The sequence below is a fragment of the Paenibacillus sp. FSL R7-0163 genome, from assembly GCF_037969975.1.
GTDB lineage: Bacteria > Bacillota > Bacilli > Paenibacillales > Paenibacillaceae > Paenibacillus_AQ > Paenibacillus_AQ odorifer.
The window spans coordinates 4,600,631-4,615,468 of record NZ_CP150224.1; the positions used below are offsets into that span (position 1 = coordinate 4,600,631).

Consider the following 14,838-nt stretch of genomic DNA (forward strand, 5'->3'; position numbering starts at 1 on the left):
GTCCTTTCGGATTGTCTTGTTTCTAAATTGCCTTGTTATTATGTATCTTTATTAAACAAAAGTTCGCTGACAGGAGGTTGTCAGCGAACTTTTGTTCCTATTTAATCAACTCTATACTTTTTAAAATTCTCCGCCTGCTCAAAAATCTCCTTGAATATCTCATCTTTTGGAACAGGGGGGTATCCATTTTCGGCAAGTGTTAAAATCAAGTCAACCTTCAACTCTGCTTTGATGTCATCACGGTGCGCCCAATCTGTATATCTAGCTTTGTCGTCAATGATCTTCTTAATCTCCTGCGAGAGCTTTATAAGTTTATCGTGTGCGTAATCAAATTTATATTTCTCCGCAATTGCTTTCAGAATATCGTAGAACGCTTTTTCTTCGAAATCAATTCCTAGATCTTTAAAAGAATTCCGCTCCTTCACAAGTTCTGCAAACAAATTTGCGAATTGGTCTGCAACATCGTCCAATACATCGCTTTGCATTGCTTGAAAGTCTTTTCTTTCATTATATAGATCAATTAATTTCTTTAATCTCTTCGAAAAATCCACACCTTGTACTCTATTAGTTTTCTTAAACTCTTCGATTGCTTTCGCCAATAATTTTTGCAACAGCTTAATTTTAGTATTTGGTAACTTAATCTTATCAATCTTCGCCATATACTCGTCGCTGAATAAATCCACATTATTCTTAGGGTCATTTTTATCAAGTGTAAATATTTCTTCAATACCTTCACTTATCAATGCTTCCTGAATCATCTGTCTTACTTTCTCATTCATCTGCGAACTGTCAGGTGCTCCTCCTACAGTTAGTTTATGAATGATAGATTTGATAGCAAAATAAAAGTGTATGTAATCTCTTTCGATTTGGGTGATGTCTTCGCTGGAACAACATAAATTGTACGCAGATCGAAGTTTTTTTACAATCGCTATGAAACGTTTTTCTAGTTCATTGGTTTGTTGAGCAAATTCAGCTGCAAGGTTTAAGCATTGAAGTTGTTGTAATGGTGTTCCCTTAAAATAAGTAGTACTATCAAATTTGTGAAAAAGCCTAGACAGCAAGTCTAACTGGTCTTTTACAATTACTACAGCTTTGTCAGTACCATCAAAATTATCACCATCTACCACACCATACTTTCTCAAAGCCATATTCATATTACTTTTAATACCAATGTAATCAACTACCAATCCCATTTCCTTGCCTTCATAAACACGGTTTACTCGGGATATTGTTTGAATTAAGGAATGTTGTTGAATAGGTTTATCTATATAAATGGTGTCTAAAAATGGTACGTCAAAACCAGTAAGCCACATATCAACAACAATGGCTATTTTGAAGTTTGATTTTTCGGCTTTATACTGTCTATCTAGTTCTTTGCGGTAATCTTTTGTGCCCAACAATTTATATAACTTTTCTTCGTCATCCTTATCCCGTGTCATTACCATTTTAATCTTCTCAATGGGTTTTATTTCCTGTCTCTCTTTTTCAGTAAGCACTACGCCCGCATCACTTTCTCTAATCTCTGCCCATTGTGGACGTAAGGCAACTATCTGTTTATATAAATCGTAAGCAATCGTCCTGCTAGAAGCCACGAACATTACTTTACCTTTTACAGTTGCACCTTCTTCAATTCGCTTCTCATAATGCTCCACAAAATCTTCTGCCACTAATTCCAAGCGTTTAGGATCTCCAAGAATAACATCCATTTGTGTTACCGCTTTTTTACTTTCTTCTATTTGAAGTTCGTTTGCCCCATCCGCTTCACATTTCTTATAATATTCTTCAATTTCTTTTAGTTTAGCCTCGTTCAAATTCACCTTGGCAGCTCTTCCTTCATACACGATCCTTACGGTAATTTCGTCATAAACCGATTCCTTCATTGTATAGGAATCTTCTACATCTCCAAAAACATCCATAGTTGCATCTATTGGGGTTCCTGTGAAACCTACATAAGTGGCATTGGGTAACGAATCATGTAAATGCTTAGCAAATCCATATTTCTTTTCCACGCCATTTTTAGTAATTTTAATTTTTTGGTCAAGATTAATCTGCGAACGATGTGCCTCGTCTGAAATACAAATCACATTTGTTCTATCGGTAAGCAAGTCGATGTCTTCATTAAACTTATGAATTGTAGTTAAGAAGACCCCACCACTTTTTCTGCTTTGTAAATAAGTTTTTAATTCAGCACGACTCTCGACACTTATTACTTGATCATCACCAATAAAGCCCTTCGCGTTAGTGAACTGCCCTGAAAGCTGGTCATCCAAATCAGTTCTGTCCGTTATAAGAACAATTGTGGGACTATGAAAGTGTACACTTCGCATTAATATTCTTGTGAGGTAAAGCATAGTGAAACTCTTTCCGCACCCTGTCGCTCCAAAATACGTACCGCCTTTCCCCGTTCCTTCTGGTTTCATATTTCGCTTAATACTATCAAACAATTTGTTGGCAGCATAATATTGCGGATAGCGAGGAATAATTTTCTCGTCTTTAGTGCTCGTATCAGGAAAATATATAAAATTACGAACTATATCGAGCAAACGTTTTTGGTTAAACAAACCTTTTACCATTGTAAAAAGTGAATCAATACCATCCTTATCCAAGGATTCGTTACCTTCAGTTTTACGCCAAGCATAAAAGAAATCATATGGAGCAAATAATGATCCAGCTTTGTTATTTACGCCATCGCTAATAACACAAAGAACGTTATATTTGAATAGCTCTGGAATATCTCTTCGATATCTCACTGTAAGCTGGGTATAGGCATTTTTAATAGTAGTGTTTTCTTTAATAGCACTCTTAAATTCTAACACTACTAAAGGCAAGCCATTTACGTAGACAATAGCATCAGGAATGCGCTTTTCATAACCCTGTATTTCTAATTGATTGACTATTTTAAATAAATTATTTTCTTTAGTTTCAAAATCAATCAATTGAATAAACAAATCCTTTTTGCTACGGTTATCCCGTTTGAAAACAAAACCATCGGAGATTTTTTTTATTATGGCTTTGTTACTATCATATAATGCTGAAGAAGGTAATACTTCCATTTCACGGATGATACTTTCGATTTCATTAATCGTAATTTCATCATCAGAATAGCGGTCACGTAAAAATGTTCTTATATCTTCACGAAGGAGCACGTCACTTATTTCCTTATGAATGTACATACCATTTTGGTGATTGTAGTCTTCAGTTTCGAATAGCTCTATTACTGCACGTTCTAGAGATTCTTCTGTGAATTTCATAGGCTATCCTCCAGTGTTGCAAGTTTAGATAAAAGTAAATTCCTTAACTCATTTAAAAATTCGTTTTCCTTTTTCTTCTCTTCCAGAAGATCCATAATTGACTGAACTTTAGACTCAAAATAAGTAACAGTGTTTTCTTTAGGCTGTAAAATTAATAATTTCTTTAACTCAGATAGTTTTATACCTAATACTGTTGTGCCTGTTGAACGTCCTTCCATTTCTCTTTTAGCTGTGGGAGTTTGTAGCCAAAAGTACAAAAAAACACCACTTGATTTTGTTTTATCAGCACGAATCGCAAATAGACGCTGACTTATAATATAATCTCTTCTTTTGGCGATATATAACAATTCCCCCATTGGCGCTTCTGAGGTCATAATCACATCACCAATTTCAAGGGGATCTTTCATCCATTCTTTAAATGTGGTTTTATCCGCATATCTAATAGTGTCATGTTTAACAATCATCCCACCATTAACGTTCATTGCCGAAATTACAGGATGGACAAATAAGTCATCTTTTAAATTCAACTCCATTAAGGATTTACTTTTTCCCCGATGAGAAATAATTAATTCAACTATTTCTTCCAGAATTCCTACTCTCCAACCTTTCGGAATATCCGTATCCAATTCCAGATTATGCTCCATTTCCCCACCGTTAGATTTGTAGGGCTTTCCATTTTCATCTGGAAATTCAAAATCAACAAACCATTGCTTGTAAATAGCCTGTGCGGTTTCTTCTAATTTTTGAATAAGCTTTTTATTTAGGTTTATTCTCTCCACCAGAACATTGTATTCCTTTACAATTTCTTTTTGCTTGGTGATAGAGAGAACGGGGAGTTGCATGTTGCAAAAATCTTTCCAATTCAACCCTCCTCTAACATCAGCATCTGTATAAAACCAAGTATTTCTATCAAATTCTTTGCGTAAAAACCACATCATTAAATACTCTGGGTCAAGGACTTCTTTATCTATAATTCCAAATACATTATATGCTGGTGAAACAATTACATCCTCAGCCTGTTCTGAAAGAGCGACAGGCAATCGTTTATCTCTGCCTACGTGCATTCTATTACAAGCAAATTGTCCGTTCTTAACTATCTTATATGCAGTCATATCTGTACCTACAACATTGGCTACTGATGGCATAAAAAACTTATCAATGTTTATACCTAACAATTTATTCACATTAAGTTCAGTATTCCGGACATTTACTTCTTTAATGTAATCCCCAAGTCGTTTATAATTTGATTTCATAGCCTAACTCCTTAAACACAGTTAGTAAATCTTTTTTTGAACTCTCCTCGGCTTTCAGCAAGTCGAAGAATTCGATTTGTAATGATGCCATTCTCTCATCAAACTCAATATTCTCATCACGATTTATAAACTCAATATATTTACTTGGTACTAACGAAAAGTCTTTTTTAGCAACCTCTTCAAGCGTCGCACTATAACAAAACTCTGCGATATTTTGATACTTTTTTTCATAATCAACTTGTTGCCATATATGATAAGTATTACTAATTTTATTAATATCATCTTCGGAAAATTGAACGAACTTTTTCTCAAACGGAATACCCAGTTCTCTCAAATCCATAAACAAAATTTCATCGATACGATTGCGATATTTTTTAAGAATTCCGTTTTGTTCAATGGTTCGATTTTTTTTGTTTCTGTTTAATATCCAAAGAGTAACGCTTATATTGGTTGTATAAAACATATTTTGTGGCAATACCATGATGGCCTCCACCAAATTATTTTCGATCAGCTTCCTACGTATTTTATACTCAGCTCCGCCTCCACTCAGCGCACCATTCGCCAACAAAAAACCAGCTACACCATTCTCAGATAATTTAGAAGCCATATTTAAAATCCATGCATAGTTTGCATTTCCTGTGGGAGGCAAATCATAACCAGCCCAACGTGGGTCATCTGTTAGTTCATCATCTGCTCTCCATTGCTTTTGGTTGAACGGAGGATTTGCCATTATAAAATCAGCTTTCAGATCCTTATGTTGGTCTTTAAAAAAAGTATTCTCAGCCATATCGCCCAGGTTAGCAGATATCCCCCTTATAGCAAGGTTCATTTTAGCCAGTTTATAAGTGGTTGCAGTGTATTCTTGTCCGTAAATAGAAATGTCTTTTTTATTTCCGTGGTGCGCTTCAATAAATTTCACGGATTGAACAAACATACCACCCGATCCACAAGCTGGATCATAGATTTTACCCTTGTATGGCTCAAGTAGCTCAGCAATAAGATTGACTATACTTTTAGGAGTGTAGAATTCACCCTTACCTTTTCCTTCTGCCAATGCAAACTTACTAAGGAAATATTCATAAACACGCCCAACAATATCTTGCTGCTTGTCTTTAAGAGTGTCAATATTATTTATTGTGTCAATTAAGGAAGCAAGTTTACTTACTTCAAGAGCCAAGCGTGAATAGTAGTTATCAGGCAAAGCACCTTTTAGTGAGGGATTGTTTTTTTCAACAGTGAAAAGTGCAGTGTCAATTTTCAAAGCAATATCTTCTTGCTTCGCATTTTCTACTAGAAAACTCCACCGAGATATTTCAGGTAAGTAAAATACATTATTCATTGTGTAGAACTCTACCATATCTATGTATTTTTCTTTTCCTTCCGATATCAATTCTTCTCTACGTTCTTCAAATTTATCACTTGCGAATTTAAGAAATATAAGACCTAATACAACGTGTTTGTATTCAGATGACTCAACTGAGCCACGTAATTTATTAGCAGAATCCCATAGGGTTTCTTCGATACTATTTTCTTTTATTTGCTTATTTGTAGCCATTCTAAACTCTCCTTTTTTTTCTTACTGAACCTTAATACTGAATAGTGAAAATCTTAAAAATCCGACTTCGATAACCATCCTGAGATCCGTCTCCAAATCATTTTATACTTAAGTCTTTACATCGATTTTTTCAGCTAGCATTCTCCTATTTAAATAGTTTCTCCTAGATTCCAACTCTCTTCATTATTAGGATTGAACCGTTGATATTTAACAGGGGTAGAATGGTTCTGCCAGTAGCGAATTCCATATTTCCCTCCTCTTCCACCCTCTTGATCAAAATAAAAGTACAAATTATCCTCAGGTCTTTCAATGCCGTCTCTTGCCAATTGTGCCCGTTTAGTAACTATAGAATAGGGAACAGAAATAAGATAACACCAATCTGGATCCCGTGTTGGGGTTCCGTATGTCCTGGCGATAATAAAATGATATTGATGTATGCCTTTCGGCATTAAAACTTTATCTTCGAAATTCATGAACTCACTCGGTTTATAATTTGCAGATGTTTTAGGCTCGTGTTTCTTCAAGCTACTATGTTCTCTCCCTGAGACAAAGATAGCATAATCCTCACCAAGAATATATCGCGATCCTTCAGATACTACTTCCTTACTTTGAGAATCAAACCAACATCGAGCAGCAGTCTTAGCAACCTTACTTTCGAATGACATATTCTATAACCTCCAATAGAGAGATAACTCTTAAAGTTACTCACAAAAAATTCCCACACCATTATTATTATACTATTTCTCTAGTAGGACGTACTCATTCCCATGCAAGAAATAAAGCCCCATTTCTTTCACCCTTAACCCAAACCTCTCCAACTCTTTCCGATAAGCCATAATCTGCGGCTTATAGAACTCCAGAAACGTCGTCTGCTGCCCTTCTTCATACACATCCGTTTTAAAATCGACAACTATCCAGCCGTCCTCTTCTTCAAAGAGGAAGTCAATAACGCCTTTCAAATACAGCGTCGTTGCTGTGGAACCTGCTGTCGAAGCTTCACTCTCCAGATCCATATCTGTCCTAACCGTACGCAGCGGCAACTCATGAATCCGCCGCTTCGCCGCTAACGCACGTATCCATAACGGATGATTTACAACATCATCCAGCATCTTATGAACATCTGGAATCAGCGCTTCATCCATACCCTCTTCTTCAGCGATCATCCTGATGTGCAGCTCCATCTGCTCGGATTTCGTGCCAGTCCCAAGTAGTTCAATGCAGCGATGAACCACGCTGCCGAACGCCATGCCTCTGCCCGCAAGCGGACGAGGTGGCTGATCGGCTCCGGACTTCGCCAGTTTCGTTACCGAAGTCGTCTGATACGTCGGCTGTGTCAGCCGACTTCGCCACTCACGGCCCGTCACTTCATCTTGCACTTCGTCGTGCAGAACTTCATAACGTGAAGGCACTTCAGACATAACCTCAGGATCCTCCAGCTCTCTATCTTCCTGAATCCCGCTATCGAAGCTGCTCCACGGATCAATCGCCGGTTTGTCAGGATATCGGCTAATGATCATAAGCTGCTTGGCGCGGGTAGCGGCGACATATAACAGCCTTTCCTTCTCCGCATTCATGTACAATCGTTCCCGCTCAGCGAGTTCTTCCCAACCTGGAGGATGAGCAATCACATCCTCTTGATATCCTCTTCGCCGCGTAATGCTGAAATATCCGCGTGCGGAATCCCCCGTCCGATCCACGTGCTCTGCGGCATCATGATCGGACTCTCCGCATGGACAAGCCAGGATAACCACAGGTGCTTCAAGCCCTTTGGCCTTATGAAGGTTCATGATGCGAACAGCATCCTGCTCACCTGCGAACAGATCTCCGCACTCCAGCTTCGCTTCTTTTACGACCCGCATTAGATACGAACTCAGTTCCGGCCAGCTTGCTGCGACCGAACTTTCCTTGTGCAGCAGATGCAGGAGCTTGATCAATGTGCCGGCACGCGCCCGGCCGGTCTGACGAAGGGCTGCGAGGGGAATCATCCCCAGATCCTCTATGATATATAACAGTGCAGATAATGCCGGCATCTTACGAATCATATCCGCATATTCAGCAAGTCGTACCAGCGCTTCATATATCGGCAGCGCTATTGTCCCGACTTCTGCCTGATTAGGTAGAATAGTATAAGTGATCGGGAATCCCTCCATTTTATAATGGAAGAGTGCATTATCGCTGACACTGAATAACATTCCCTTCAGCACAGCTAGCAGGGAAACGTGATCTCTAGGGTCGTTAAGACAAATTGCCAGCACAGCAAGAGCATCGATTTCTTCGTAAATCGCCGAACTTCCAGCCGTAACAGAGGGAACTCCATACTGCTCCAGCTTTGCGGCGTAGAGATGCAGGAAATCTTTTCGTTTCAGCAGTATCAGGAAATCACTCGGAGTTGCATCCCTTACAAGAAAACTACCGTCACTTCCCGGCTGCTTCTCCTGAATCTTCAATTTGCCGCTGCAAGCCCAGGCAATATAACGAGCGGCCCGGTCTGCATCTGCTTCGGCAATCGCCGCCTGGCCTCCAGCCATTTTCGCATGAGTCATTGTGTAGACCCCATGCTGTACACCATTCTCCGGATTAGCCGTTCGTGTATCCATATGTACAAAAGCCGCTTGATGTTCAGATTCAGCCTCTGGAAACCGGGCATTAAATTCATCATTTGTGAATTGACCAAGATGGTGGATTGAGCGAAAGTTCGCACTTAGCTGCAGGACCTCACCACAGGAACTGATCTTGTTCTTGACCCAATTATAGGTAGAAATATCCGCGCGCCGGAACCGATAGATCGACTGTTTAGGATCTCCAACAATAAATAAGGAGCCCGGTTTAGGTGTAATCCGTCTCCAATTTGATTCCGTTGGGTCATCCCCTGTTAGCAGAAACATAAGTTCTGCCTGAATAGGGTCGGTGTCCTGGAATTCATCTACGAATAGACGTGTATAACGAGCAGTAAAAAAACGCCGTACATGCTCATACTCACGGAGTAACGCTGTTGCCCGCATCAGCAGATCCTGAAAGTCCAGAACGCCTAGTTCGTTTCGCTTGCGTGCTCCATAATCAACAGCCGGACTGACAAAATCAATCAACTGCGGATATAGATGCTCGCGCCAAGCACCAAGGAAGGGACACAAGACGCGGCTTTGCCATTCCAGGAACATAACTTTATATTCCTTGGCCATAGCACTATCTGTCCATCGATTTAAGGTAACATTGATTTTTCGCTCAAACATTAGGGCAAGCTGCAAAATACGAATATCATTATCAAGTCCGTGTAGTATAAGCATTCTCTTTCCATCTCGAACCATTGTCTGTAGCGCATCCCAGCCTTGTGCTGGTTTCTGTGTAGGAATATATCGACCTGCATCTTCTATCATCTGTGGCAGAGATAAGCGTATAAGGTCAAAGTCAGGTCTAGGAGAGGCAACCGTCTCAATGTGTACATCGGTATAGCCGCATACCCGTTTATATACCTGGCGCAGATCCTCCACGTTTACTTGCAGGGACGCAAGGTCCACCATCCCACCTTCCTGACCGTTCTCGATCAAGCTCACCAGATACTCATCCCAGCATTGGTCCTGCAATAAGCTAGCTTCATCTTCTTCAATCTCACGGAACATGGGATCCAGTCTCGCCTCAATCGGTCTCTCCCTAAGCAGTCTGCCGCAAAAAGAATGAATCGTGCCAATATAGCACCGATCGATCTCCTGTAAAGCCCGCTGCAGCAGAGCCTTCTGCGGCTCGTTCGCCTTACGGATCTGCCGCTCCAGCTCCAGTCTGAACCTGCTTTTCAGCTCATCTGCTGCTTTCCGCGTGAACGTAATGGCTGCAATCTGCTCGGCCACGGCGCTCCCTGACTCAATCAGAGCAATCATTCGGCCAACGAGTGATGTCGTCTTTCCAGATCCTGCCCCTGCTTCCACCATCAATGTCCGGTCTAGTATCTCTGCAATTCGCTCTCTGGCCGTCTGATCATCAACCAAAACGCTCGACCTCCTTGATATGGTGAAGCAATGGAATATTAGATTCTAAATTCCATTTTGCCTTCGTACGTTCTGATTCATTCTTGCACACTACTCCATAATCACAATAGGAACATCGTTTCAACTCTGTAGTTGCGGTAAATGTTCCTGACTCCATCGAAGCTAATAAATGTCCCACTAACTCCGAAAGCTCAGCCGTCTTAGTTTGAACCCGGGATACCTCATCGCCTTTGCCTCGTTCCGTTGGGAAGTAATAGGCTGACTCTACAACACGCGCCTCCGTATCCATACCGGTATGCTTAAGCCACTGTTCAACCGCAACAGCATACAACGCATGCTGCAGTTGCGTCCCCTGTGAGAAATACTCATTCTCGTCATACTTCGCCGGACTGCCTGTTTTGTAATCATAAATTTTGTACAAGTGTGGCTCGATCTCATCAACCCTGTCCACAAATCCCTTCATTCTGATCACCATACCATTATCCAGCCTGACGCTCATGGGTTGTCCGCCTAATGTCAATTCGAGCTCAAAAAAACGTGGCCGTCCCTGAGCTTTCTGCTCCATCTGATAAAAAATGGCGACATCACGTCGCAGCGAATCGCATTCTTTATGAAAGATATGTGGAGTTGGCGGCGGCACCATCGCTTCATACTCACGGATGACCTGCTCTGTGATTTCCTGAAGCCTGTGTTCATCATGTTTAGGCCTATTCTCATTTATAGAACCTGCGGACATTTCTTTCAGATAGTGGTAAAAGATACTGTGAAGCAAGCTGCCTCTGCTAGCTGCATCCAGCCATTTGGAACGATCGAATTCAGCAGTCTCCTTTGCCCTGAGCTTCAGAATCTGAGAAAAGAAAAACCTCTTTGGGCATTCCGCATATCTTTCGAGTTGCGTCACACTCAGGTACGCCTCAGGATTGTTTAGATAACTAACCGTAAAGGTATCCGTAGAGAGCACTCCCTCATATTCTGACAGGGTTCCTTCGTTAATACGCATCTCTGCTTGTTCCAACTTAGCGGCGAATGGAAAGGATTGACGAAGTGATGAAAAGCCATCTTTCAGTTTCCCCTCAGTGTGGAACCGTCCAAGCCAGCGATCCGTCCCATCCAACAAATGCTCTCCATTCGGGTCAATCGACATATATCCAAACGGTCTACCCAGTACCTGTCCTAGTCCAGTCAGATCCATCTGAGAATCGCCCGTTACGATTCTAGCAGCCTGTAATAACGCAAAAGCCGGAATGATTTCCTTCTGCTCTGCTGGATCATAGCTGGAATAGCCCAGCGTAACTTGTCCTGACAACAATCCTAATCGGGTCTCACGTTCACGAATAATATGCTCAGTCCGCTCAGTAGATAAGAGTAACCCCTCCAGACTCCTGCGTTCCATATCCAGTAATACAGGATCCTGCCGGAGCTGTAAGGACCAAGCCTCATTACTCATGCCCAGGATGTACGTCTGAGTTCTTCCCGATATGCCGCCATCTTGAAGCGAAGAGATATGCAGCTTTCCGCAACATGGTCCACTTCCAAAGATATGAATACCCTTTACCATGTCTTTTACATAGCGCAGCGCTCTCTCGCTGGACAACGTACGAGGAGAGACAACCTCCAGCAGCTTCACTTGGTCAATTAGTTCAGTGATAACGAATAAGTCAGCCTCACTGGACGGAACGGTGTGCTTTTCAAGAAAATCTATCAATGCGTGCAAAATCACCATAGGAGTCCACGTCACTTGATGCGAATCAGGCACTTTTTGAAACATTCCTTTAAACGCCCGGTTTAACAACCTGATCGCTTCAGCGTGTCGTCCCTTTAACTCAGCATTATCTGCGGCCTCTAACATGGAATACCGTTGTCTTCCCCAACCAATTCCGCTTTGCTCCAAAGCAAAGATGAGATCAGCCTGATCAACGGGTTCTCCAAGTTGATGAAATGATATATAATCGTGCCGAAGAGCCTTAAGTAAGCACTCTATATCGTAGTTGCATTCCATCCATTCGAGATAAACCAGCGCAGCCTTTCCGACCTTTGTATAAGTAACGGGTAGCCCTTGGGAAAAGGTACAAGGAATATCGAGAGCTTGGCTGAGCGTATATATAGTTGAACTATAAACCTCATAATTAGAAACAACGATCTCCGCGTGATCGAAGGAAGAATCCGTATTGCAGATACGTCGGAATGCTTCCCGAACCTCAGCTAAGATTCCTGTGGCATGGTATAACTGAACAGCAACATGTTCGAAATTCTGTAGGGATGACGGGAAAGCTTCAGTTTGCGGAAGAATGAGCAGTCTATCCCCCGCAATACGCTTCAGCATTTCTTTCTCCACAGAGGAGAACCGCTCCATATCTCTATGGATGAAGAGATGGTTATCCGCTGATCTATCAACTTCTGGTATGTAATCAAGCAGTCCTGCAAAATCAGTAAAGTGATTGTGCTCCAGCCAATGTTCATATAAAGCGAGTAGCTCAGTAATATAGAGACCTTTTTGCTCATATTCAAAAACAGAAATAGAAAGCTCTGAAGAGCAAATACCCGCCCCTCGGAGTTCCACAATCGCGTGGTGAAAGCTTTGAACGATACCTGGGGTAATCATCTCGGCTGGTATATATTTTTCATGACGCGCTGCCATATCAACCATAAGATTCTGGACAACCCAGAACGTCTGTTTTTGATTTAAAAGATGAAGCCCACGTTTCACCAGTTCCGGTTTTGTCCGCTTCACAACGAGTGACCTTAACGTTTCTGTTTCCACACCTAAAAGAGGGCCGTGTTCCTTGGTTATCCGATTCAGCCACTGCTCACCTTGATCATAATGATCCACAAGGAGGACTTTTCTACGAAAGGGATCGTTATTGCATATCTCATACAAATCCGCAAACCAATTATGGTTCAATAGACCCACATCCTTCCTACCTTGTATATTTCGAGTAATTATGATCAGTTCCTGCTTGTCTTATTTATACATCTCGGTCCACTCAGCCAATTGACTCTTTATTGATTCACGCACAGATTGAGGCTCTAATATTTCAGCGGCTGGCCCATACTGCAGGATCCAGCGGATAAACTCTTTTTCGTTATTTACAGTCACCTCAAAAATCATACTCCCATCTTTGTTGTCTGTCATTCGAGGATGAACGAACAGTTCTTCCTCCCTTATGTACCTGGCAACCTCAGCATTAAACCGTACTTTAAAGGTTATATTTTTCTCACCTTGTTCAATTGACCACGTGTTCTTGAGATACTTTTTGATATTAAAATCACTCTTGTCGAACGTTTCAGCCGTAGAATCCACTTTGAGGAAGCGACTGATTCGAAACGTCCGAATGTCCTGCTTAGTATGGCAGAAACCGATTAAATAGAAGCGCTGATCACGAGGCACAAGGTAGTATGGATCAATTTTTCGCTCCGTTGTCTCATTTCGATACTGGGTATGATAAGTGGTTTCAATCGTCTTCTGCTCTAAAATCGCTTGAATAATCGGCTGCAGATAATTAGGGCTTTCTTTACGGTAGGCTGGTGTACCCATCTGAATAATATTGGTAATGTCCTCAATGATACTGTTTTGCTTGGATTTTTCTTTATGATGTGTGGACATGACTTTATCGTATGCTGTATGGAATCCCGGAGGGAGCTTGTCCTCGTCTACCATTGAAGGTAACAGAGAGAATACTAACGCTTCTTGTTCTGAAAAATTAAGAGGGTACATAAAAAAGTTGCCCATAAATCGGTAGCCAGCACCCTTGCTTGTATTTGTTATGGGAGTTATGGCATCCAGTAAGCGCAGATCCCGATATATTGTCCTTACATCTACATCGCATTTAAAGGCTAAATCCGTTGCAGAAATGCCAGGGTTCGCCTGGATCGCATTAATGATATTGAATAGACGTATAAACTTTTCGACCATGGTTAGTCTCCTCACAATAATGATCTAATGATACCCACTTCTTACCACAGCGTTCATTTTCGGCCTATTGTAAAGCTCTTTTTACACATTATACCTAATCACAAACGCCACTACTTGTCAGGGAACGTACGTTTGTTAATATATTCCTTCATTCGCATCCAATAAATAGAAACCTTCCTACAATCATTGCGTCTAATAACCATCAAGCTAAAAGGAGCGGAAAATCATGAGAATTACTTGCTTCTACGGGGACCACTCTGATATGGGATATATTTATCTTACTCCACCGATACATGAGGATAAAACCGCCTATTGGAGCAGAAACGAAATAAGCCAATATGTCAGTGAGGAAAAACTATCTATTCCTTATGTAACCGACTTAGATGTAACCCCAACACTCATTCAAATGCCTGTTAGCGAGAATACCTTCAAAGCGGATCATGGTAAATCTTATGATACAGAGTATGGTAACGATATGGATAAACTAGGCTATATTATAGGAATTGAATTAACCTTGGCTAAAAATAACTTTGTTGATCTAGTCAGCAACCAGGCCTTCAAAGTAATTCGAACAGATTGGAGCGGTCAGGAGTTCCATTTGATTACTTTTGATCATTTAGAGAATGTTCTCCATCCTGAGAATATCCTTTATAAATTGATCGACAAAGAAGATGCTTTTGTGATCATTCAACTAAAAAAGCCTGAGGATCTCGGAATTCGCTATTTTCACGAGGAGGATATTCAGCCTATTGCCTTATTCAAAGGATTACTGTCTGCCCGTGAAGACATCTATCCAGTGGAATACTTGATTAAGCCGGAATTTTTTATGTGCCAAGATTCAAGCTCATTACTTTAATCTATGAATTTACATGGATGATCTATCGAT

The 14,838-nt window shown here is 40.9% G+C and carries 8 protein-coding genes; 1 reads left to right on the plus strand and 7 read right to left on the minus strand.

The genetic code is table 11. From position 1 onward, the window contains the following. Nucleotides 1–101 precede the first annotated feature (101 nt). The 7 genes from NST45_RS20275 to NST45_RS20305 all read right to left on the minus strand — a co-directional run bounded on the left by NST45_RS20275 (nucleotide 102) and on the right by NST45_RS20305 (nucleotide 13,952). On the minus strand, nucleotides 102–3,251 hold the full coding sequence (locus NST45_RS20275; protein WP_339811532.1) for a type I restriction endonuclease subunit R: 3,150 nt from the start codon (nucleotides 3,249–3,251) through the stop codon (nucleotides 102–104). Further along, the gene (locus tag NST45_RS20280; protein ID WP_076141146.1) at nucleotides 3,248–4,504 is read right to left on the minus strand and encodes a restriction endonuclease subunit S; all 1,257 of its coding nucleotides are present in this window, start codon (nucleotides 4,502–4,504) and stop codon (nucleotides 3,248–3,250) included. Before NST45_RS20280 ends, NST45_RS20275 begins: the two co-directional genes overlap by 4 nt. Next, entirely contained in the window at nucleotides 4,488–6,059 is a 1,572-nt protein-coding gene (locus NST45_RS20285; protein WP_076141145.1) for a class I SAM-dependent DNA methyltransferase, read from the minus strand. The genes NST45_RS20280 and NST45_RS20285 overlap by 17 nt, the downstream gene beginning before the upstream one ends. 149 nt (nucleotides 6,060–6,208) lie before the next feature. After that, the gene (locus NST45_RS20290) at nucleotides 6,209–6,724 is read right to left on the minus strand and encodes a hypothetical protein (RefSeq protein ID WP_076141144.1); all 516 of its coding nucleotides are present in this window, start codon (nucleotides 6,722–6,724) and stop codon (nucleotides 6,209–6,211) included. 72 nt (nucleotides 6,725–6,796) lie between these two features. Then, a complete protein-coding gene (locus tag NST45_RS20295; RefSeq protein WP_076141143.1) occupies nucleotides 6,797–10,039 on the minus strand; it encodes a UvrD-helicase domain-containing protein in 3,243 nt (1,080 codons plus the stop codon). Next, complete coding sequence (locus NST45_RS20300) at nucleotides 10,032–12,941, minus strand: PD-(D/E)XK nuclease family protein (protein ID WP_076141142.1); 2,910 nt, start codon at nucleotides 12,939–12,941, stop codon at nucleotides 10,032–10,034. The genes NST45_RS20295 and NST45_RS20300 overlap by 8 nt, the downstream gene beginning before the upstream one ends. 60 nt (nucleotides 12,942–13,001) lie before the next feature. Continuing rightward, entirely contained in the window at nucleotides 13,002–13,952 is a 951-nt protein-coding gene (locus NST45_RS20305; protein WP_076141141.1) for a WYL domain-containing transcriptional regulator, read from the minus strand. Between the two features lie 226 nt (nucleotides 13,953–14,178). Between NST45_RS20305 and NST45_RS20310 the strand changes: the two genes are divergently transcribed. Continuing rightward, on the plus strand, nucleotides 14,179–14,808 hold the full coding sequence (locus tag NST45_RS20310) for a hypothetical protein (RefSeq protein WP_076141140.1): 630 nt from the start codon (nucleotides 14,179–14,181) through the stop codon (nucleotides 14,806–14,808). Nucleotides 14,809–14,838 lie beyond the last annotated feature (30 nt).

Excerpts from the sequence above, each read along its gene's own strand:
- NST45_RS20275 (WP_339811532.1), bottom strand. The coding sequence starts at position 3,251 with ATGAAATTCACAGAAGAATCTCTAGAACGTGCAGTAATAGAGCTATTC.
- NST45_RS20280 (WP_076141146.1), bottom strand. The coding sequence starts at position 4,504 with ATGAAATCAAATTATAAACGACTTGGGGATTACATTAAAGAAGTAAAT.
- NST45_RS20285 (WP_076141145.1), bottom strand. The coding sequence starts at position 6,059 with ATGGCTACAAATAAGCAAATAAAAGAAAATAGTATCGAAGAAACCCTA.
- NST45_RS20290 (WP_076141144.1), bottom strand. The coding sequence starts at position 6,724 with ATGTCATTCGAAAGTAAGGTTGCTAAGACTGCTGCTCGATGTTGGTTT.
- NST45_RS20305 (WP_076141141.1), bottom strand. The coding sequence starts at position 13,952 with ATGGTCGAAAAGTTTATACGTCTATTCAATATCATTAATGCGATCCAG.
- NST45_RS20310 (WP_076141140.1), top strand. The coding sequence starts at position 14,179 with ATGAGAATTACTTGCTTCTACGGGGACCACTCTGATATGGGATATATT.